The organism is Methylobacterium sp. Leaf466, from assembly GCF_001425565.1.
GTDB lineage: Bacteria > Pseudomonadota > Alphaproteobacteria > Rhizobiales > Beijerinckiaceae > Methylobacterium.
Map to the genome: position 1 here is coordinate 24,609 of NZ_LMRC01000016.1, position 19,931 is coordinate 44,539.

Sequence of the window (19,931 nt, forward strand, 5' to 3'; positions counted from 1 at the left end):
CCGACATCGCATCTATCATCGAAACGCCGGCGGGGAACCGTCGCGGCGGCGATGGCAGGGAGGCCCGATCGGCGGCCTGCGGGCGACGGAACGCTTCCCGCGAGCGCGCGTTGATTTCGGCTATGCCAGGATGTCGCCGTCCCCTCCCGAATTCGACGGTGCCCCGCAAGGGCAATGGTTTCCGGTTGTCCCACTGCGTGACCGACTGGACCGGCCCACCACGCGCCGCCAACGACAATCGCTGGATGACGGGCGGTTCCCTATGGCCATGGGCCGTCGTGATCGGCCTCGCGCCGATCATATCGGCCGCCGTACTGCTGGCGATGTCGTTCTGATTGCCGCCATCGTCACGCTCCTGAGGTCGGTGACGATCCGACTCGGATAGACGCATCGACCGGCGTGCTCGGCTCGGCATCGAGCGCTCTCTTACGTTTTCCCCCGCCTCGCCATCGAGCCTCCGGTCCGACAGCCGGACGAGACGCGCATCCGTTCGCGTCGGTTACAGATCCGGCTCGTTGAGGACGTAGGGTCCGATGCGGCTTTGCAGATCAATGGTGCCGCCCGCCTGGCCGGCGAAGGTCTCGTCGACGACGATGACGGGGATGCCGGCGTGGCGCATCTGGTCGCGCAGGCGGTCGGCGAGGATGGCATGCGCGGGATCGCGGCGGGACGAGGTCTGGAGAAGGACCGCAGCGGGACGTGCGATCACCGCCAGGACATCCTGCGCCGCCTCGAGTGACGCCGTCACACTGGCGTAACCGAGTTCGGCCAGATCCCCGGCCAGGGAGTGGTCGATGGCACGGTGACCATCATCGACGACCAGCACTTGCTGCAGCGCACTCATGAGGATCAGGGATATTCCATCGCCGGTCCCTTGGAAAGGGATACGTGTGACAACACACATGGCCGCATTCGGTTCGCCGGCCACGCTCCGAAATTCACATTGCTGCCGTGATGATGACCGGGGCCTGAACCGCGCGCCGTCTTTCGCCCGACGCACGATGGCCCGGACGCAATACCCTGGCGACGCAGGTTTTCTCATCGGCGCCGCAGGCGACAGCCGCCGATGGCCGGCCACCACGGAGGCCGGGCGCCATTCTCGCGGATGCGGCGGACCGGACGATCGGGCGAGGGTCAGCCGAGGGTCAGCGCAGTGGCGCGGCCCGCCCGCACGGTGGCGCGGAACCGGGTTTCCGACCAGGCCTCGGCGGTTTTCTCGGGACTGTTGCCGCGCTGCAGCAGTGCGGTGCGGCAGGCCTCGCCGCGGAAGGCGAGGCGCCCGTCCTCCTCAGCCCGGATCGCGATCAGCGCATCGGGCAGGGGCGACCTCTCGGGGTCGGCCAGGGTCCGCAGGACGTCGTCGCGGCCGCGGGTGCCCGACAGGAGGGCGACCTCGTCGAAGGCGACCACGTCGATCACCGGGTGGGCGCCGTCCGCGGCCAGGGCGCGGGCCGGGAAGGCGGACGGCGCCCGGTGGACGAGGCTGCACGACCGCAGGGTGTCGGGCAGCCGGCTGGCGGCGAGGTTCCGCTCCAAGCCGGCCGGGGCGACGAGGTGGGTCGGCAACGGCCGCGCCAGCGTCTCGGCGAAGGGCAGGGCGGAGAAGACCGGGAGGGTTTCGAGGCCGGCTCCGCCCGTGAGCGCCGTCCCGAGGCCGGTGACCACGGCGCGCAGGTCGCTGAACGGCAGCAGGCTGAGGATGCGCTCGCCCGGGGCGATCCCGATCCGGGTGCGGTGAAGGGCGATGGCGGCGAGAAGGGCGTTGCCCGAGCGGTGGACGGGCCTCGCCGGATCGCCGCCGGCGAAGCTGACGAGGCCGCCGGCGGCCTGCGCGGCGAAGGGGCCGCCGGTGCCGTCGAGGGCCATCCCGTCGAGGCTGATGACGCCGTCGGGCACGTCGGGTCCGAAGGCGGCGAGGTAGCGCAGGCCGAAGTAGCGCAAGGCGACCCGGCGCATGGTCTCGGCCGGCGCCGCGTTCCCGGCCCGGGCCTGGCAGAGGACGGCGGCGATCCCGGCGACCTGGACGCCGGCGACGAGGTCGTCCTCGCTCCAGCCGGGCGGCAGCAGGCAGGGGCAATGCCCCGCCGCCTCGATGGCGAGATAGGCGAGCGCGCTCTCGGCCCCGCCGGCCAGGGACAGGCCGATGCGGCTCCCCTTCGGCAGGCGCCAGGTCCGCAATCCGTTGGCCAGCCGCGAGACGATCTCGGCGGCGGCGGCATAGGTCCAGGTGATGGGCGCGCGCCCGCTCCAGGCCCGCTTGTCGGCCGGGTCGACGAAGGCGACCCGGTGGGGATGGACGTGGGCCGTCTCGGCCAGGAGGGCGCAGAGGCCCAGGCGGCCGGCGGGCGCCGGATCGGGAGCGGGCGGCGGTGCCGCGACGGCCTCCGCCGCGGGGTCGCGGGTGGCGGGGGCGGGGCGGGGTCGCGGCGGCGACTCGCCGGCCATCGGCGTCCGCCGGGCCGGAGCCGGCGAACCGGGACGGTCGCGGGGCGTCGTGATGATCACGGGCTGCGCCGACACCGGTCCCTCGCTCGCGGAAGTCTCCCCCCGTGATGGCGCGTCAGGGTTAAGCCGGGCTTAACGGACTCGCCTCGCGAGGGAGGCGTCCCGGAGGGCCGTGGGTGATTGCCATGAGGCGGCGCCTGGGCCAGGAACGGCGCCGGTGTCATGTCTTCGCCGCATTCGGAGGGAAAGCAGGCCGCCCGTTCAGTCGCGCGATCTGTCCACAGATTCGCGCGGAGCCATCGCTGCGCATCCGTCGGCGCAAGGGTGGTCCGGTTCCGCATCGGCCGCGACAGGCGGCCGGCCGGCCAGCCGGTATCGTGCGCTCCGGCGCGCCGCTTCACTATCTCCTCGAGGGGTCAGAGCTGATGTTCTTCGCCAACCAGTCCGCGCGCCCGCTGCGCATCGCCGCCGTCCTCGCCCTCGCGGGCCTGGCCGGGCCGGCCCTCGCCCAGGCGCCGGCGCCCAAGGGCAAGGCGGCGCCGACCGCGCCCGCCCCCACCGCGCCCCCGCCGGGCCAGGGCGCCGCCCAGACGCCCGCCGCCCAGACCGGGCCCCAGACCATCAACGTGAAGTCCGAGCCCTCCCAGACCGAGTGGACCAAGGTCTGCGGCAAGGACCAGGGCAGCGGCACCGACGTCTGCTACACCACCCGCGACTTCGTCTCGGACCAGGGCCAGCCGGTGCTGGCGGTGGCGGTCTACGACATGAAGAACCCGCAGACGAAGCAGGAGGTGCGCGTGGTGCGCTACCTGATGCCGCTCGGCCTGCTGCTGCAGCCGGGCATCCGCTTCACCGTCGACGGCCAGCAGGGCACCGCCGGCAAGTTCGCGGTCTGCTTCCCCAACGGCTGCTTCGCGGAGGCCGGCGGCGTCGGCAACGAGCTGATCGCGGCCATGAAGAAGGGCACGCTCCTCAACGTCAGCGTCCAGAACCAGACCCAGCGCGAGGTCACCTTCGCCGTGCCGCTCACCGGCTTCGGCAAGGCCTTCGACGGCCCGGCGATGGACCCGAAGGTGCTCGAGGAGCAGCAGAAGAAGCTTCAGAGCGAGCTCGAGAAGCGCAGCGACGACATGCGCAAGAAGCTCGAGCAGCAGAACGCCGCCGGCGGCACGGCCGCCCCGGCACCCGCAGCGGCTCCCAAGCCCTGATCTGCGTGACGTTTGAACGTGAACGAAAGAGAGGCCGGGCGGATCGCCCGGCCTCTCTTGTGTCGGCATGCCCGATAGCGGAGGCCCGCCTCGATCGAGGGGCGCCCCTCACACAAGATCCGTACTCAGGCGCCGCGTGGGCTCGGTGATACGGCTCCCGCTTTGTCCAAGCGGCGAACCGTATCAATTCGCCTGCCGTTCCCGCATCCGGTAGCCGCCGTTCGCGTCCCGCTCGAACACCTCGGCGATGCCGGTGTGGCGCAGGGCCTCGCCGGAGGTGTCGTGCACGAGGTTCTGTTCGGAGACGTAGGCGACGTACTCGCTCTCCGCGTTCTCGGCGAAGAGGTGGTAGAACGGCTGGTCCTTGCGCGGGCGCATCTCCTCGGGGATCGCCAGCCACCATTCCTCGGTGTTGTCGAACACCGGGTCGACGTCGAAGACGACGCCGCGGAACGGATAGATGCGGTGGCGGACCACGGCGCCGAGGCCGAATTTGGCGGTTCTCATCGCGGGGGCTGTCATCGTCGTGTCGATCATGAAGGTCAGATAAGGCGCCGGACGCGTCCTGTCATCGTGCGACCAGGTCGTCGTCCGGCGCCGCGCGTCAGCCCAGGTTGTAGGTCTTGGCCAGGTCCGGGTCCTTCTCGGCGACCAGCTTGGCGAGATCGACGATGACCTTGGCCTGCTTCCAGGTGGCGTCGTCCTGCATCTTGCCGTCGAGCATCACCGCGCCGGTGCCGTCGGGCATCGCCTCGACGATGCGCACGGCGAAGGCGACCTCGGCCGGATCGGGCGCGAACACGCGCTTGGCGATGGCGACCTGGTTGGGGTGAAGCGTCCAGGCGCCGGCGCAGCCCATCAGGAAGGCGTTGCGGAACTGGGCCTCGCAGGCATCGCCGTCGGAGAAGTCGCCGAACGGGCCGTAGAACGCCTTGAGGCCGTTGGCCATGCAGGCGTCGACCATCTTCGCGATGGTGTAGTGCCACAGGTCCTGCTGGGCGCTGGCCCGGGCGGCGCCGTCCGTGGTCGGGTCGGCGATGACCCGGTAGTCGGGATGCCCGCCGCCGACGCGGGTGGTCTTCATGCCGCGCGAGGCCGCGAGATCGGCCGGCCCCAGGCTCATGCCGTGCATGCGCGGCGACGCGCTCGCGATGGCGTCGACGTTGGCCACGCCCTCGGCCGTCTCCAGGATGGCGTGGACGAGGATGGGCTTGGTGACGCCGTGCTTGGCCTCGAGCTGGGCCAGCAGCTGGTCGATGTAGTGGATGTCCCACGGCCCCTCGACCTTGGGCACCATCACCACGTCGAGCTTGTCGCCCACCTGGGACACGATCTCGAACAGGTCGTCGAGAATCCAAGGGCTGTTCAGGGCGTTGATGCGCGTCCACAGGCCGGTGCCGGAAGCCGCGAAATCCGTGGCCTGCGCCATGGCGACGAAGCCCTTGCGGGCGGCCTCCTTCTGGTCGACCGGCACCGCGTCCTCGAGGTTGCCGAGCACCACGTCGACGGTGGCCGCGAGTTCGGGCACCCGGGCACGGACCTTGTCGTTGTGGGGCGGCACGAAGTGGATCATCCGCTCGAGCTTGACGGGCAGGTCGCGAAACGGTGCCGGCGCACCGGTGGCGAGGGGCTGGAAGAAGCGGCGCGGCAGTTTCATCGGGGCTCTGGCTCCGTGGGGCGGGATCGGAACGGCGGGCACCCCCGCCTCCTCCGTCAGCGGTTAGTTCATGCTCGCCCCCCAGGTCAAAGAACGGATGCGTTTTCGCACACCGGGAACCACGCGGGGGCGGCCGGCCGCCTCGCCCCGGAACCGCCGTTGCGACCTCGCGTTTTGCCAATCAGGGCGGGTGGCGTGAACGAGGATCAGGCGATGTCCGGATCGACCAATCGACCCGCCCCGGCGCGGCGCGCTCGCAGGACGGCGTGGCTCACGGCCGGGGTCATCGCGGGCTCCCTCTCGCTCGCGGCGAGCGTATCGGTCGAGGCCGGGCCCGCCGAGCGGCAGAAACCGGCCGAGAGGGTCGCCTTCACCGCCGGCGAGGCAGCCGCCGCGCAGCCCGACGGCCTGACCGGCGTGCGGATCGCCGGCGACGATCCCGCCGCTTTCCAGGCCCTGATCGACGGGGCCTCGCGGGCGAGCGACCCCTGGCTGGTGATGTCGGGCGGCGGCGAGAACGGCGCCTTCGCGGCCGGCCTCCTCAACGGCTGGAGCGCTTCGGGTGAGCGGCCCTCCTTCGGCGTGATCACCGGGGTGAGTACCGGCGCGATGATCGCGCCCTTCGCCTTCGTGGGCGCCAGCGAGGACGCGACGCTGGCCAAGGCCTACACGGAGGTCTCGGCCGCGGACGTGTTCGAGTTCGGGGCGACCCCGATGTCGCTCACCGACACCTGGCCGCTCAAGCGGCGGATCGACCGGTCGGTGACGGCCGACCTCCTCAAGGCCGTGGCGGCCGAGCACGCGAGGGGCAGGCGCCTGCTGGTGGCGACCACGGCGGTGGACGCCGAGCGCCCGGTGCTGTGGGACATGGGCGCCATCGCCACCGCCGGGGGGCCCAAGGCGCTCGCCCTGTTCCGCTCGGTCATCCTGGCCTCGGCGGCGGTGCCCGGCGTTTTTCCGCCGGTGCTGATCGAGGAGCGGGGGCAGGACGGCAAGGCGTTCCAGGACATGCACGCCGACGGCGGCACCATGGCCCCGTTCTACCTCGCGCCGGAGGCGGCCCTGCTGGGCGACACCCTGCGGCTGCCGACGCAGATGGTCTACCTCGTGATCAACAACCGGCTGAGCCCGGACTTCCAGATGGCGAGCCGCAGCACCCTGAGCGTGCTCGGGCGCGCGATGTCGGCCGCTATCAAGGCCCAGACCCGCATGGCGCTGGCCGTGGCGCGCACCTTCGCTGTCCGCGAAGGCATCGCCCTCAAGGTGGCCCAGATCGACGGCCGCTTCACGAAGACGAGCACGGTGCCCTTCGACGGGGCCTACATGCGGGCGCTGTTCGCCCACGGCGCCGCCCTGGGGCGGGCCGGCACCGCCTTCACGCAGGAGGAGGCACACGGCGCCACGAGTTCGCTGCGGCCGCTGCCGCGCCCGGACCTCTCCCCGCGTCCGGAGACGGCCCCGCGCCGGGACATCGCCGTTCGCTGATCAGCCCGCGCCGGCCCGCATCAGGGCCGGCGCGCCCATGCGCGGCAGCACGCCCTCGCGCATCACGATGCGCCGCAGGGGCGCGATCGAGGTCATGGCGATCAGGCCGATGCCCCGCAGGGCGTCCACCGGCACGAGACCGGTGAGCAGGCTGCGGTTGAGGAGGTCCACCGCCGCGGTCCGCAGCCGCGCATCGCGGGAGCGCGAGCGGGCAAAGCCCGCGAGCGCCTGGCGCGAGCCGGGATCGCGTCCCTCGGAGCGGGCGCCGAGCACCGCATCGCGCAGCGCCGCCGCATCGCGGAGGCCGAGGTTGAGCCCCTGTGCCCCGATCGGCGGGAAGACGTGGGCGGCCTCGCCCACCAGCGCCAGCCGGTCGGCCACCGGGCTCGCCACGGAGAGGCCGCGCATCGGCACGAGGCCGCGCGGCCCGTCGATGCGCATGGCCCCGAGCATCGCCTGCGCCTGGGTCTCGACCGCCTGGGCCAGGGCGTCGTCGTCGAGTTCCGACAGGCGCCTGGCCGCCATCTCGGCGGTCACCCAGACGAGGCTGGAGCGATGGCCGCCGGGCAGGGGCACCAGGGTGAACGGCCCCTGGCGGGTGTGGAACTCGGTGGAGACGTCCCGGTGCGGCCGGTCGTGGGCCAGCAGCGTGGTGATCGCCGCCTGGGGATAGGACCAGGTCCGTTCCCGGATGCCGGCGCTCCTGCGCATGACGGAGCGTCCGCCGTCGGCGGCGACCACGAGCCGGGCGGCGATACCGCTGCCGTCGGCCAGGCGCACGGTGGCGGCATCCACCCCCGTCTCGAGGCCGGCCGCATCGGCCTCGACCAGGGTGAGGTTGGCCGCGGTCCGCGCCACGTCGCGCAGGGAGGCGACCAGCCGGGCACTCTCGACGTTCCAGCCGAAGGCCTCGAGACCGATCTCGGTGGCGACGAAACGCGCCGGCGGAGGCCGGAACAGGCTGCCGGTGTCGTCGACGATGTGGAGTTCGGCCAGCGGCGCGGCGTGAGGGGCGATCGCCGCCCAGGCGCCGAGCGCGTCGAGGAAACGCACCGATCCGTCGAGGAGGGCGACGGTCCGGCCGTCGGCCACCGCGCCGTGCCGCCCGATCAGGGCGGTGGCGACGCCGTCGCGCGCCAGCGCCAGGGCGGCGCACAGGCCGACCGCACCGGCACCGACCACGGCGGCCTCGAAGCGGGGAGGGGATGTCATGGGCTTCTAGCCTCCAACCTGAACGCGCGTCCCCCCTCGCGGGGCGGGATCGAGGGCGGGGGTGGTTCCGGTGGCCTCCGGAGGAGGGTCACCCGGCCACCCCCGCCTCCGACGTCTCCCCGCAAGGATGAGGAGAGCCACGCCTTATCCGAAGAGATGGCCATCGCCCGCCCGCTTCAAGCCCCACGATTGCGCGACATCCTGGCCTTCCGCGACGCAACCCTGGGCGGAAGGCGCCGTTACGCTTCGGCACGACGAAGACGCCGCAGGAGGGAACCCGTGAACCTCGCCATCGCGCTCCTGGCCCTCGGGTTCCTGATGCTGGTGGCCTATCGCGGCTTTTCCGTCATCCTGTTCGCGCCGGTCGCGGCGTTGGCCGCGGTGCTCCTCACCGATCCGTCCGCGGTGCTGCCCGTGTTCAGCGGGCTGTTCATGGACAAGCTCGTCGGCTTCGTGAAACTCTACCTGCCGGTGTTCCTGCTCGGCGCGGTGTTCGGCAAGGTCATCGAGCTGTCGGGGTTTTCGCGCGCCATTGTCACCGCGGTGATCGACCTCGTCGGCCCGCGCCGGGCGGTGCTCTCGATCGTGCTGGTGTGCAACCTGCTCACCTACGGCGGCGTCTCGCTGTTCGTGGTGGTGTTCGCGGTCTATCCGTTCGCGGCCGAGGCGTTTCGGCTCAGCGACATCCCAAAACGCCTCATTCCCGGCACCATCGCCCTGGGCGCCTTTTCCTACACCATGGACGCGCTGCCGGGCACGCCGCAGATCCAGAACATCATCCCCACCACCTTCTTCAACACCACCACCTGGGCCGCGCCCTGGCTCGGGCTGATCGGCGCCGCCTTCATCCTGACGCTGGGCGTCCTCTATCTCGATCGGCGCATCGCCTCCGCCCGGCGCGCGGGCGAAGGCTACGGCAGCGGCCACGCCAACGAGCCGGCCGCCCTCGCCGACGAGTCCCTGGCGCATCCGGCCGTCGCGCTCCTGCCGCTCGTCGTCGTGGGCCTGTCCAACCTCGCCTTCACCGCGCTGATCCCGCGCCTCTACGGCCCCACGGTCGAGACCACGCTGGCGGGCCTCGACAAGCCGATCGTGACGACCACCACCCAGGTCACCGCGATCTGGGCGGTGGAACTGGCGCTGCTCCTCGGGATCGCCACGGTGTTCGCCTTCGCCTGGAAGCCGGTGGCCTCAGGCTTCGCGCAGGGCAGCAAGGCGGCGGTGGCGGGCTCTCTGCTGGCCGCCCTCAACACCGCCTCCGAATACGGGTTCGGGGCCGTCATCGCGGCCCTGCCGGGCTTCCTCGCCATCCGCGAGGCGCTCTCCGCCATCCCCGACCCGCTGATCAACGAGGCGGTGACGGTGACCGCACTTGCCGGCATCACCGGCTCGGCCTCGGGGGGCCTGAGCATCGCGCTGGCCGCCATGTCCGCCACCTTCGTCACGGCGGCGCAGACCGCGCAGATCCCGATGGAGGTGCTCCATCGGGTAGCCGCCATGGCCAGCGGCGGCATGGACACCCTGCCCCACAACGGCGCCGTCATCACCCTGCTCGCGGTGACCGGCCTCACCCACCGCCAGGCCTATGCCGACATTTTCGCGATCACGATGCTGAAAACCGTAGCGGTGTTCGTGGTGATCGGAGTGTTTTATGCGACGGGGATCGTGTGAGGCGAGGGGAGCGTCGGTTGCGAACCCACGGACCACACCGTCCGCCTTGTCCCCGCGCCCACGCCCTATATGAGCGCTCACCAGCACCGAGGAGCAAGCGACCATGACCAAGGCGATCCGGGTTCACGAATACGGCGGCCCCGAGGTGATGCGGCTGGAGGAGGTGACGCTGCCCGAGCCCGGTCCCGGCCAGATCCGGGTCCGGCAGACCGCCATCGGCGTCAACTTCATCGACATCTACTTCCGCTCGGGCGCCTACAAGGCCGCCGCCCTGCCCTTCACCCCCGGCAAGGAGGGCGCGGGCGTCATCGTCTCGCTCGGGGAGGGCGTCACCGGCTTCCGGGTCGGCGAGCGCGTCGCCTACGGCTCGGCCGCCAACACCTACGCCGAGGAGGTGGTGATCGAGGCGAGCGCGGCCGTGCATCTCTCCGAGCGGGTCGACGACGTCACCGCCGCCGCGATGATGCTGAAAGGCCTCACCGCCGAGTACCTGCTGCACCGGACCTACAAGGTGAAGGCCGGCGACACGATCCTGTTCCACGCCGCCGCCGGCGGCGTCGGTCTCATCGCCTGCCAGTGGGCCAAGCATCTCGGCGCCACCGTCATCGGCACCGTCGGCTCGACCGAGAAGGCGGAGCTCGCCCGCGCCAACGGCTGCGACCACGTCATCCTCTACCGGGACGAGGATTTCGCCGCCAAGGTGAAGGAGATCACCAAGGGCAAGGGCGTGCCGGTGGTCTACGACGGCGTCGGCAAGGACACCTTCCCGGCCTCGCTGGACTGCATCAGCCCGCTCGGCCTGTTCGCGAGCTTCGGCTCGGCCTCGGGGCCGATCCCGCCCTTCGACATCGCGCTCCTCAACACCAAGGGCTGCCTCTACGCCACCCGGCCCTCGCTGTTCGCCTATTCGAGCCACCGCGACGTGCTCGATTCCATGGCCGCCAACCTGTTCTCGGTGGTGGGCAACGGCGCCGTGAAGATTCCGGTCCATTCCCAGGCGCCGCTGGCCGAAGCCCAGCAGGTCCACCGGGATCTGGCCGGCCGCAAGACCACCGGGGCCACGGTGATGATCCCCTGACCGAAAGCCCGCACGCCGAAAGCCCGCAAACCATGGCCTGGACCGGCGCAGACCTCCTCCTCGTCATCGACGTGCAGGTGGATTTCCTGCCCGGCGGGACTCTCGCCGTGCCGGACGGCGACGCGGTGATCGCCCCGATCAACCGGCTGATCGGGGCGGCCCCCCACGTGGTCCTGACACAGGACTGGCACCCGGCCGGCCACGTCTCCTTCGCTTCGAGCCATCCTGGCCGGGCGGCCTTCGAGGCGGTGGCGCTCCCCTACGGCACCCAGGTGCTGTGGCCGGACCATTGCGTGCGGGGATCGGCCGGGGCGGCGTTCCACCCGGATCTCAGGACCGACCGGGCCGAACTGGTGATCCGCAAGGGCCATCACCCCGATGTCGACAGTTACTCGGCCTTCCTCGAGGCCGACCGGCGCACCCCCACGGGGCTCGCCGGCGCCCTGCGCGAGCGCGGGTTTTCGCGATTGGTGCTGTGCGGGCTCGCCACCGACTACTGCGTCGCCTGGAGCGCGCTCGACGCGCGGGCGGCGGGGTTCGCGGTAGCGGTGGTGGAGGACGCCGTGCGCGGGATCGACCGCGACGGCTCGGTGGCGCGGGCGTGGGGTGAGATGACGGCGGCGGGGGTTGAGCGGATCGAGAGCGGGAAGATCGCAAGCGGATAAGGAAATTCCGCTCGATCCCGACGCCCTTGAAATACACCTCAGGTTTACGATATCAATAAAGTCAACTTGAGGTATGAAACATGGCTGATGATCTCGATCAGCGCGGCCCTCCCGATCGGCAGCGCATCAACGTCAACGAATCCTGGGAAGTAACCTGGTGGTGCAAGGAATTCGGCGTCACCGAAGCGCAACTACGGGCGGCCGTAAAGGCGGTCGGTCCTATGGTGAAGGACGTTGCTCGCCATCTGGGCAAACCGGTTCCGTAGCGGCCGCACGAGCGACCGACAGCCTTTCAAGTCTGGGGCCACGGCATGGCCGGTTCCGGACTTGAGGCGTCCAAACGCTACACCGCACTCCCATACAGATCGTAGGCATCCGCCCGCTCGATCTTCACGGTGACGATGTCGCCGACCCGTAGCGGTCGGCGGCTCGTGACGTGGACGGCGCCGTCGATCTCGGGGGCGTCGTATTTCGAGCGGCCCTTGGCGAGGCCGGGGCCGGCCTCGTCGATGATGACGGGCAGGCGCTTGCCGATGCGGGCCTTCTGCAGGCGCAGCGACACCACCTGCTGCGCCTCCATGAACCGGCGCTTGCGCTCGGCCTTCAGTTCCGGCGGGACCGGATCGCCGAGCCCGTTGGCCACCGCGCCGCCCACCGGCTCGAACTCGAAGCAGCCGACGCGCTCGAGCTTGGCTTCGCGGATCCAGGCCAGAAGCTCCTCGAACTCAGCGTCGGTCTCGCCGGGAAAGCCGACGATGAAGGTCGAGCGGATGGCGAGATCCGGGCAGACCTCGCGCCAGCGCCGGATGCGCTCCAACTGGCGCTCCTGGTTGCCGGGCCGGCGCATGCGCTTGAGCACGCTGGGAGACGCGTGCTGGAGCGGCATGTCGAGGTAGGGGAGCACACGCCCCTCGGCCATGAGCGGGATGACCTCGTCCACATGCGGGTAGGGGTAGACGTAGTGGAGCCGGACCCAGGCGCCGAGTTGCCCGAGTTCGCCGGCCAGGTCCGCGAATTTGGCCCGCACCTCGCGGTCCTGCCATGGGCTCGCGGCGTAGCGGATGTCGACGCCGTAGGCGGAGGTGTCCTGCGAGACCACCAGCAGTTCCTTGACGCCGGCCTTGACCAGCTTCTCGGCCTCGCGCAGCACGTCGCCGGCCGGACGGCTGACGAGGTCGCCGCGCAAGCTCGGGATGATGCAGAAGGTGCAGCGGTTGTTGCAGCCCTCGGAAATCTTCAGGTAGGCGTAGTGGCGCGGGGTCAGCTTCACCCCTTGCGGCGGCACCAGGTCGAAGAACGGGTCGTGGGCCGGGGGCACCGCCTCGTGGACGGCCGCCACCACCGATTCGTAGGCCTGCGGGCCGGTGACGGCGAGAAGGTTCGGATACTTCGCCCGGATCTCCTCGGGTTGCGCGCCCATGCAGCCGGTGACGATGACCCGGCCGTTCTCGGCCATGGCCTCCCCGATCGCGGCGAGCGACTCGGCCTTGGCCGAATCGAGGAAGCCGCAGGTGTTGACGATGACGACGTCGGCGCCGTCGTGGCGGCGGGCGAGCTCGTAGCCCTCGGCGCGCAGGTGCGTGAGGATACGCTCGGAATCCACCAGCGCCTTCGGGCAACCGAGGGAGACGAAGGAGATCTTCGGGGCCGCGCCTTTGAGCGTGGGCAGGACGGATGCGGTCATGATGGCTCGTCGGGCACGGCGCGATCGGCGCCAAGGGCTTGGCCGGGGCGATCGCACGGGTGCGGGATTTGGATGCAGGGTCTATAGCGCCATCCGTCCGATCTTGCGAGCCTGGCCCGCTTTGTCATGACCGGACAGGAGCTTGGCCGCGGCCGTGGCGGCGGGGGGGGGCTCCCCCCGGTCGTCCGTCCGCGCCGGCCCGGACGATTTCGCAGCGGCGCCCCCAGCACAAAGGGTGCATAAGGGCTCCCACGGCCATCGGCCCGGCCGAAGGCCGCTCGTCAGACAGCAAGAGTCCAGCCCGACCCGCCCATGTGGACCCAAGACATCTGGATTCGAGACCTCCCGTCCCTCGATCCCGTCGCGGCGGCCCTGGCGCTGTCGCAGCTGCCGGGGCTCGCCTTCCTCGACAGCGCGATGACGCACGAGACCCTCGGGCGCCGCTCGATCGTCGCCGCCGATCCGTTCGGGCGGTTCCGCTGCAGCGGGGGCAGGGCGAGCCTCGACGGCCGGCCCCTCGAGGGCCCGCCGCTCTCGGCCCTGCGCGCCTGCCTCGCCCCCTACCGCGTCGCGCCGCAGCCCGGGCTGCCCGCCTTCCCGGGGGGCGCCATCGGCTACATCGCCTACGACTTCGGGCGCACCCTCGAACCCGCCGCCGTCCCGGCCCGCCGGGCCGGCCTGTGCGACGACATCGCCCTCAACCTCTACGACACGCTGCTGTCGATCGACCACGAGAGCGGGCGCTGCCGGCTCGTGGCCACGGGCTTTCCCGAGACGACGCCGGCCGGGCGGAAGGCGCGCGCCGCGGCGCGGCTCGACGCCTTTGCGGCCCTTTTGGAGAAGGCCGGGCCGCCGCCGGCCGCCGGCCCCGCCGTCCCGCTCGCCTGGACCTCGAATTTTTCGCGCTCCGCCTACGAGGCGGCGGTGGAGCGGGTGCGCGACTACATCCGGGCCGGCGACATCTACCAGGCCAACCTCGCCCAGCGCTTCGAGGCGGCGCTGCCGCCGGGCTTCGACGGCTTCGCCCTGTACCGGCGCCTGCGCGCCACCAACCCGGCGACATTCGGCGCCTACCTGGCCTTCGACGGCCTGACGGTGGCCTCCAGCAGCCCCGAGCGCTTCCTCAAGCTCGACGGCCGCAGCGTCGAGACCCGCCCCATCAAGGGCACGGTCCGGCGCGTCGCCGACCCGGACGAGGACCGCCGGCTCGGCGAGGCCCTGCAGGCCGACCCCAAGGAGCGGGCCGAGAACATCATGATCGTCGACCTCCTGCGCAACGACCTCTCGCGCATCTGCGAGCCGCACAGCGTGACGGTGCCGACCCTGTGCGGCCTCGAATCCTACGCCTCGGTGCACCACCTCGTCTCGGTGGTCACCGGCACACTCAGGGCCGGCGCCGACGCCCTCGATCTCCTCGGCGCCACCTTCCCCGGCGGCTCGATCACCGGCGCGCCCAAGCTCAGGGCGATGGACATCATCACCGAGATCGAGGGCGATGCCCGCGAACTCTACTGCGGCGCCATCGGCGCCATCGGCTTCGACGGCTCGCTCGACACCGCCATCGCCATCCGCACCGTCTTCATGGACGGGGGAAGGGCGGTGCTGCAGTCGGGGGGCGGCGTCACCCTGCTCTCGGACCCGGCGGCCGAATACGAGGAGACCCTGACCAAGGCCGCCCGCGTGTTCGAGGCCTTCGACGACCCGGAGGCGGCATGATCCTCGTCGTCGACAACTACGATTCCTTCGTCTTCAACGTGGTGCGCTACCTCGAGGAACTCGGGGAGACGGTGCGGGTGGTGCGCAACGACGCCCTCGACGTGTCCGGCATCCGGGCGCTCGGCCCCGACGCCCTGGTGATCTCGCCGGGGCCGTGCACCCCGGCGCAGGCCGGCATCTCGGTGCCCGCGATCCGCGACCTCTCGGGGGAGATCCCGATCCTCGGCGTCTGCCTCGGCCACCAGGCGATCGGCGCCGTCTTCGGCGGCCGCGTGGAGCGGGCGGGGCGGCCGCTGCACGGGCAGGGCACGCCGATCCGCCACGACGGGCGGGGCCTGTTCGCCGGCCTGCCCGACCCGATGACGGTGGGGCGCTACCATTCGCTGATCGTGGCGCCCTCGGACGCCATGGCGCAGGTTCTCGCCGTCGACGCCGTCTCCACGGACGGGGAGGTGATGGCGCTCAGCCACCGCAGCCATCCGACCTGGGGGGTGCAGTTCCATCCGGAATCCGTGCTCACCGAGCACGGCCACGACCTGTTCTCCAACTTCCTCGGCCTCGCCCGCGACTGGCGCGCGGGCCGCGCGAAAGGCTGAGCCGTGCTCTGGTTCGAGGGCCGCCTCGTCGAGGGCGCCACCGTCCCCTTCGACCTGTCCGACCGCGGCCTGACGCTGGGCGACGGGGTGTTCGACACCGCGCTCTGCCTCGGCGGGCGGATCGCCTTCGAGGCCGAGCACGTCACCCGCCTCGTGGCGGCGGCCGCACACCTCGGCTTTGCCGTCCCGCGCCCGACCGTCGAGACGGCGATGCGCGCGCTGGCGGGCGCCTGTCCGCAGGCGGCGATCCGCACCACGCTCACCCGCGGCACCGGCCCGCGCGGGCTTGCCCCCCCGCCCGACCCGCGTCCCTCGCTCTGGGCCAGCGCCGCCCCCTTGCGCCCCGGAACGGCCTTCGCGCCGTTAAGCCTGCTGCCGGTGGAGACCCGCCGCAACGAGACCTCGGTCTGTTCCCGCCTCAAGACCCTCGGCTACCTCGACGCGGTGCTCGCCGCCCGCGACGCCGCGCAGGCCGGGTTCGACGAGGCCCTGTTCCTCAACACCCGCGGCGCCGTCGCCTGCGCGGGCACCGGCAACCTCTTCGCCCTGAAGGGCGAGTGCCTCGTCACGCCGCCCCTGCGCGACGGCGCGCTCGACGGCATCATGCGCAGCCGCATCCTTCTCCACGCGGCGGAGTGCGGCCTGAGGGTAGAGGAGACCGCGCAGCCGCTGAGCGCCTATGCCGACGCCGATGCGGTCGTCCTCACCAATTCCCTGCGCCTGATCGCCCCCGTCTCCGCCATCGGAATTTGGAATATTCCGTCGGTCGATCACCCCGTCGTGGCGCGGTTGACGCAGGCGGTGCGCCGCGACGTCACGGGCGCCTGCGGTGTGTCGGGGATTCCGTGACCGGCATGGCCCCGATCATGGACCCGGTCATGACCCCAATCTCGGCCCCGCCCCCCTCCGGACCCGCCTGGATGCGGGCGGCGCTGATCATCGTCTTCGGCGGCATCGGCCTGGTCCACCTCACGGCCCCCGACGCCTTCCTGCCGATCATGCCGGAGTGGGTGCCGCGGCCCCGCCTCGTCGTCGTCCTGACCGGGTGGTACGAGCTCGCCGGCTGCATCGGCCTGCTGGTGCCGCGCCTGCGCCGGACCGCCGGCCTGATGCTGGCGCTCTATGCCGTCGCGGTGTTCCCGGCCAACATCAAGCACGCCCTGGAAGGCATCGCGGTGCCGGGCCTGCCGCAGAGCTGGTGGTACCACGGGCCGCGCCTGGCCATGCAGCCGGTCATCGTCTGGTGGGCCCTCTACGCCACCGGCTGGACTCGCTGGCCGTGGCGGGTGCGGACGGACGGGGAAAGGAAGAGGCAGGGGTGATCGCTCCCCTTCGTCCCGCCGATCTCCCCTCATCCTGAAGCGCTCCTTGCAGCGGCAACGAGCCTCGAAGGAAGGTTCCGCACGGCCCCGAGATCCCTGGACCCCTCCTTCGAGGCGGCAGGCGAGGCGCCTCAGGACGACGTCGACGGCGGAAGACGACGATCGACATTCTTGGAATAAAAAGGAATATTCCTATTCCTTCCGTTCGTCTCGCTTCACCGCCTGCCAGGCCGCCTCCATCGCGGCGAGATCGCTTTTCGCGAGGGGGGTTCCGTCCCGGTCGAGGTGGGTGGCCATCGCCGTGAAGCGGCGCTCGAACTTGGCGTTGCCGCGCCGCAGCGCTTCCTCCGGATCGATCGACAGGTGCCGGGCGAGGTTGGCGACGGAGAACAGGAGGTCGCCGATCTCCTCCGCGATCGCCCCGGGGGCACCCTCGGCCATGGCCTGCGAGACCTCGTCGATCTCCTCGCGGACCTTGGCGACGACCTCGGCCGGGTCGGGCCAGTCGAACCCGACGCTCGCCGCCCGTCGCGAGATCTTCTCCGCCCGCGACAACGCGGGGAGGGCGCGGGCGATATCCGCGAACGGCCCCGGGTCGGGTCGAGGGTCATCCTCGGGGCCAGGGGCGTCCTCGAGTCCAGGGGTGTCCCGCCCGGCGGCGCGTTCGCGCGCCTTGACCGCGTTCCACAGCACCGCGACCGCATCCGGATCGGTCGGCCGGCCCCCATCCTCGAGCACGCGGCCGTCGGGCTCGAACACGTGCGGATGCCGGCGGATCAGCTTGGCGGTGATGGCAGCGACGACATCGCCGAAATCGAAGGCGCCGGTCTCCTGGGCCAGGCGCGCCTGGAACACGACCTGGAGCAGCAGGTCGCCGAGCTCGTCGCGCAGGTCTGACGGACGCCCCCGCTCCACCGCGTCGGCGACCTCGTAGGCCTCCTCGATGGTGAAGGGGACGATGCTGGCGGGGGTCTGGGCGAGGTCCCAGGCACAGCCGAAATCCGGATCGCGCAGGGTCGCCATCAACCCGATCAGGCGATCGATCGCCGCCTGTGTCGCCTGTGCGCTCATGAACGATCCCGGGATTGGAGAGAGACGATCCTGCCGGACTGGCGCCTGCGTCGGCCGTCGGAGCGACAGGTGACCATGGGGTTAAGAAATCCCGGTCGTTCTGTCACCGGTCTCAGCCTCTGGAGACGGACAGTGGACGGCGCTCTGACAACGTCCAAGACATCGTCTTTGGGAGGCTGTTCGTTTCGACGAACGATCCCGTCCGGTACTAGGAAAGTTATCAGGAAGGATTCTCAGAGAGTCTTTTCGGCAAGTTATAGGAGGGCGGAAAAAATCTCGTCACGACAGAGGGTTGAGCGGTGTTTCGGTATCGAACTCTGCGCGGCTCCGCATCCGACTCTGCGGTGGTCCGTATCCAGATCTGCGTGGCGTCGTGGGGCTCGCGTATCGAGATCTGCGTAGCTGCGTATGGGATTCGGCGGGGATGGCGGGCTCGGCCGGTGAACTATGGGGACAGATCCCGCATCCGCCCCCGTATCGAACTCTGCGTCGGCCGATCGCGGCGCGGGGTGGTGTCCTGTCCGCCTCGGGACGCCGTCGCACGGATACCCCGGTGCGACCGCGGATCGCTGGCCCGTGCGGCGCATGCCGTCATGCCGTGCCAAGACGCCGGCCGAGCCGGCGTGCGTGCCGTGCCAAGACGCCGGCCAAGCCGGCGTGCGTGCCATGCCAAGACGCCGGCCGAGCCGGCGTGAATCCGTGGGTAACGGGGATTTCGCGAGGAAACCGCAGGCCGGTGCGACTCTCCTGCGCCCAATCGTGCCATGCACGACGATCGGCGCTGCGGCGGGACGAAGTCGGGGAGGGGGCGTGTCGGGGATCGAGGAGAAGCTGGCCCGGATCCGCGATCCCGATCTCCTGGCCGAGATCGAGGGCGCGCGCGGCGGCTTCCTGTTCGCCACCATCGTCGAGCACGTGCTGCACCGCCAGCTCGCCAGGGACGCCGAGGCCGCCTCGCGCCAGGCCCTCACCGGGCGGCGCCTCGACATGGCCCGCGACCAGCGCCGGCGCGACGCCGTGCGCGAGGTGATCGAGAACGAGCCGACGGCGCCCGAAAACCTGCAGCACATTCACAGCGTGCTCGCCCTGTGCGGCCTGCCCTACCGCGATCCGGGCTCGGCACGCGAGTTCTTCCGGGACTACGGCCGCAACTCCCTCAGCCTGCTCGCCGGGCGGCTCAAGAACCCGGCCAACGGCGAGATGGAGCCGCAGGGCCTGCCCTACGGCCCCAAGGCCCGCCTCGTCCTCCTGCATCTGTGCACCGAGGCGGTGCGCCAGCGCAGCCCCACCATCGCCGTGGCCGACAGCCTGTCGGGCTTCATGAAGGAGATGGGGTTCGCCGTCACCGGGGGCGAGCGCGGCACCATCCGCCAGTTCAAGGAACAGCTCAACCGGCTCGCCGCCTGCACCATGCAGATCGGCCTGTGGGACGGCGGCGACACCGCCCGCACCCTCAACGTGCCGCCGTTCCGGCAACTGGCCCTGTGGCTGCCCCAGGGCGGGGAGGGGCACGTCTGGTCCAAGACCGTGCAGTTCCACCAGGACTTCTACGACAACCTGATCCAGCACGCCCTGCCCGTCGACATCCGGGCGGCGCGGGCGTTCTCGGGCTCGGCGCGCAAGCTCGACCTGCTGTTCTGGGTCGGCTACCGCCTGCGGGCCCTGCAGCGCCCCTTGCGCCTCACCTGGACGAACCTGCACGGGCAGTTCGGGGCCGACAACGCCAGCATCCGCAGCTTCCGCCAGGCCTTCAAGGCCGATTTCGCGCACCTGTGCGAGGTGTTCCCCAAGCTCCCCATCACCCTCGACGACACCGGCATGCTGCTCAAGCCCGCGGACGCCTCCACCCTCCTGATCCCACCGCGCAGCGGCCGGCCAGCCAGGGCCAGCCGCGCGACCGCCGCCTGATACGGCGGCCGCTCGATGAAAGCGGGAACCCCATCGGCAAGCCCGCGCGGTGCCCGTGCGAAGCCCAGGCCCGCATCGCGTCGTGATCGACCGGCGACTGTATTGTCGGTCAAGCCATGAGGTCGCTTTCGGCGAAGGTTTTGTCGTCCTTGACCAGGGCGTTGGCGAGGACGACGAGGCGTCGGCCGGTGGCGACGATGGCGACCTTGGCGG

At 71.1% G+C, this 19,931-nt stretch carries 19 protein-coding genes; 12 read left to right on the forward strand and 7 right to left on the reverse strand.

Going from position 1 to position 19,931, the window contains the following annotated elements; translation table 11 throughout:
* The first annotated feature begins 197 nt into the window (after positions 1 to 197).
* Positions 198 to 335, forward strand: coding sequence for a hypothetical protein (locus ASG59_RS20425; protein WP_156387570.1), 138 nt, complete (start codon positions 198 to 200; stop codon positions 333 to 335).
* Positions 336 to 499: 164 nt separating this feature from the next.
* On the opposite strand, the gene ASG59_RS08715 is transcribed toward ASG59_RS20425, so the two are convergent.
* Both ASG59_RS08715 and ASG59_RS08720 read right to left on the reverse strand, forming a co-directional pair.
* The gene (locus tag ASG59_RS08715; RefSeq protein WP_055882030.1) at positions 500 to 844 is read right to left on the reverse strand and encodes a hypothetical protein; all 345 of its coding nucleotides are present in this window, start codon (positions 842 to 844) and stop codon (positions 500 to 502) included.
* A 290-nt stretch (positions 845 to 1,134) separates the two neighbouring features.
* Positions 1,135 to 2,520 carry a class I adenylate-forming enzyme family protein gene (locus ASG59_RS08720; RefSeq protein WP_244475677.1) on the reverse strand — a complete coding sequence of 462 codons (1,386 nt, stop codon included), beginning with the start codon at positions 2,518 to 2,520 and terminating at the stop codon, positions 1,135 to 1,137.
* 350 nt (positions 2,521 to 2,870) lie between these two features.
* Between ASG59_RS08720 and ASG59_RS08725 the strand changes: the two genes are divergently transcribed.
* Positions 2,871 to 3,653, forward strand: coding sequence for an invasion associated locus B family protein (locus tag ASG59_RS08725; RefSeq protein WP_056287142.1), 783 nt, complete (start codon positions 2,871 to 2,873; stop codon positions 3,651 to 3,653).
* A gap of 183 nt (positions 3,654 to 3,836) precedes the next feature.
* Here ASG59_RS08725 and hspQ read toward each other — a convergent pair whose 3' ends face one another.
* The gene (hspQ, locus tag ASG59_RS08730; RefSeq protein ID WP_055882102.1) at positions 3,837 to 4,175 is read right to left on the reverse strand and encodes a heat shock protein HspQ; all 339 of its coding nucleotides are present in this window, start codon (positions 4,173 to 4,175) and stop codon (positions 3,837 to 3,839) included.
* An 82-nt stretch (positions 4,176 to 4,257) separates the two neighbouring features.
* The gene (locus tag ASG59_RS08735; protein WP_055882025.1) at positions 4,258 to 5,310 is read right to left on the reverse strand and encodes a CoA ester lyase; all 1,053 of its coding nucleotides are present in this window, start codon (positions 5,308 to 5,310) and stop codon (positions 4,258 to 4,260) included.
* A 213-nt stretch (positions 5,311 to 5,523) separates the two neighbouring features.
* Here ASG59_RS08735 and ASG59_RS08740 point away from each other — a divergent pair, with 213 nt between their 5' ends.
* A complete protein-coding gene (locus tag ASG59_RS08740) occupies positions 5,524 to 6,795 on the forward strand; it encodes a patatin-like phospholipase family protein (protein WP_082528695.1) in 1,272 nt (423 codons plus the stop codon).
* Here the strand turns inward: ASG59_RS08740 and ASG59_RS08745 are convergent, their stop codons facing one another.
* Positions 6,796 to 8,007 carry an FAD-dependent monooxygenase gene (locus ASG59_RS08745; RefSeq protein WP_056408288.1) on the reverse strand — a complete coding sequence of 404 codons (1,212 nt, stop codon included), beginning with the start codon at positions 8,005 to 8,007 and terminating at the stop codon, positions 6,796 to 6,798. It lies immediately after the preceding gene.
* A 279-nt stretch (positions 8,008 to 8,286) separates the two neighbouring features.
* On the opposite strand from ASG59_RS08745, the gene ASG59_RS08750 reads away from it, so the two are divergent.
* The 4 genes from ASG59_RS08750 (at position 8,287) to ASG59_RS19830 (ending at position 11,687) form a co-directional block, all read left to right on the forward strand.
* Positions 8,287 to 9,678, forward strand: coding sequence for a GntP family permease (locus ASG59_RS08750; protein ID WP_056408290.1), 1,392 nt, complete (start codon positions 8,287 to 8,289; stop codon positions 9,676 to 9,678).
* 103 nt (positions 9,679 to 9,781) lie between these two features.
* Positions 9,782 to 10,756, forward strand: a complete 975-nt coding sequence (locus ASG59_RS08755; RefSeq protein ID WP_056408293.1) for a quinone oxidoreductase — start codon at positions 9,782 to 9,784, stop codon at positions 10,754 to 10,756.
* A 32-nt stretch (positions 10,757 to 10,788) separates the two neighbouring features.
* On the forward strand, positions 10,789 to 11,421 hold the full coding sequence (gene pncA, locus ASG59_RS08760; RefSeq protein ID WP_056408295.1) for a bifunctional nicotinamidase/pyrazinamidase: 633 nt from the start codon (positions 10,789 to 10,791) through the stop codon (positions 11,419 to 11,421).
* Positions 11,422 to 11,501: 80 nt separating this feature from the next.
* Positions 11,502 to 11,687 carry a DUF3606 domain-containing protein gene (locus ASG59_RS19830; protein ID WP_082494710.1) on the forward strand — a complete coding sequence of 62 codons (186 nt, stop codon included), beginning with the start codon at positions 11,502 to 11,504 and terminating at the stop codon, positions 11,685 to 11,687.
* A gap of 77 nt (positions 11,688 to 11,764) precedes the next feature.
* Here ASG59_RS19830 and rimO read toward each other — a convergent pair whose 3' ends face one another.
* Positions 11,765 to 13,105: a 30S ribosomal protein S12 methylthiotransferase RimO gene (gene rimO / locus ASG59_RS08765; RefSeq protein WP_056408298.1), complete on the reverse strand. Its 1,341-nt coding sequence runs from the start codon at positions 13,103 to 13,105 to the stop codon at positions 11,765 to 11,767.
* A gap of 312 nt (positions 13,106 to 13,417) precedes the next feature.
* Here rimO and pabB point away from each other — a divergent pair, with 312 nt between their 5' ends.
* From pabB to ASG59_RS08785, 4 genes are read left to right on the forward strand one after another with little or no spacing between them, the layout of a single operon-like run.
* Positions 13,418 to 14,821 (forward strand): aminodeoxychorismate synthase component I, encoded by a 1,404-nt coding sequence (gene pabB, locus ASG59_RS08770; protein ID WP_200945951.1) that lies wholly within the window; start codon positions 13,418 to 13,420, stop codon positions 14,819 to 14,821.
* Positions 14,818 to 15,417 (forward strand): aminodeoxychorismate/anthranilate synthase component II, encoded by a 600-nt coding sequence (locus tag ASG59_RS08775; RefSeq protein WP_055882006.1) that lies wholly within the window; start codon positions 14,818 to 14,820, stop codon positions 15,415 to 15,417. Before pabB ends, ASG59_RS08775 begins: the two co-directional genes overlap by 4 nt.
* A 3-nt stretch (positions 15,418 to 15,420) precedes the next feature.
* Complete coding sequence (locus ASG59_RS08780) at positions 15,421 to 16,266, forward strand: aminotransferase class IV (protein ID WP_056408301.1); 846 nt, start codon at positions 15,421 to 15,423, stop codon at positions 16,264 to 16,266.
* 29 nt (positions 16,267 to 16,295) lie between these two features.
* Positions 16,296 to 16,739 carry a DoxX family protein gene (locus ASG59_RS08785; RefSeq protein ID WP_244475678.1) on the forward strand — a complete coding sequence of 148 codons (444 nt, stop codon included), beginning with the start codon at positions 16,296 to 16,298 and terminating at the stop codon, positions 16,737 to 16,739.
* Positions 16,740 to 16,931: 192 nt separating this feature from the next.
* Here ASG59_RS08785 and mazG read toward each other — a convergent pair whose 3' ends face one another.
* Positions 16,932 to 17,810, reverse strand: coding sequence for a nucleoside triphosphate pyrophosphohydrolase (mazG, locus tag ASG59_RS08790; RefSeq protein WP_056408303.1), 879 nt, complete (start codon positions 17,808 to 17,810; stop codon positions 16,932 to 16,934).
* Positions 17,811 to 18,620: 810 nt separating this feature from the next.
* Here mazG and ASG59_RS08795 point away from each other — a divergent pair.
* Complete coding sequence (locus ASG59_RS08795; RefSeq protein ID WP_056408306.1) at positions 18,621 to 19,718, forward strand: replication protein RepA; 1,098 nt, start codon at positions 18,621 to 18,623, stop codon at positions 19,716 to 19,718.
* Positions 19,719 to 19,931: the final 213 nt, after the last annotated feature.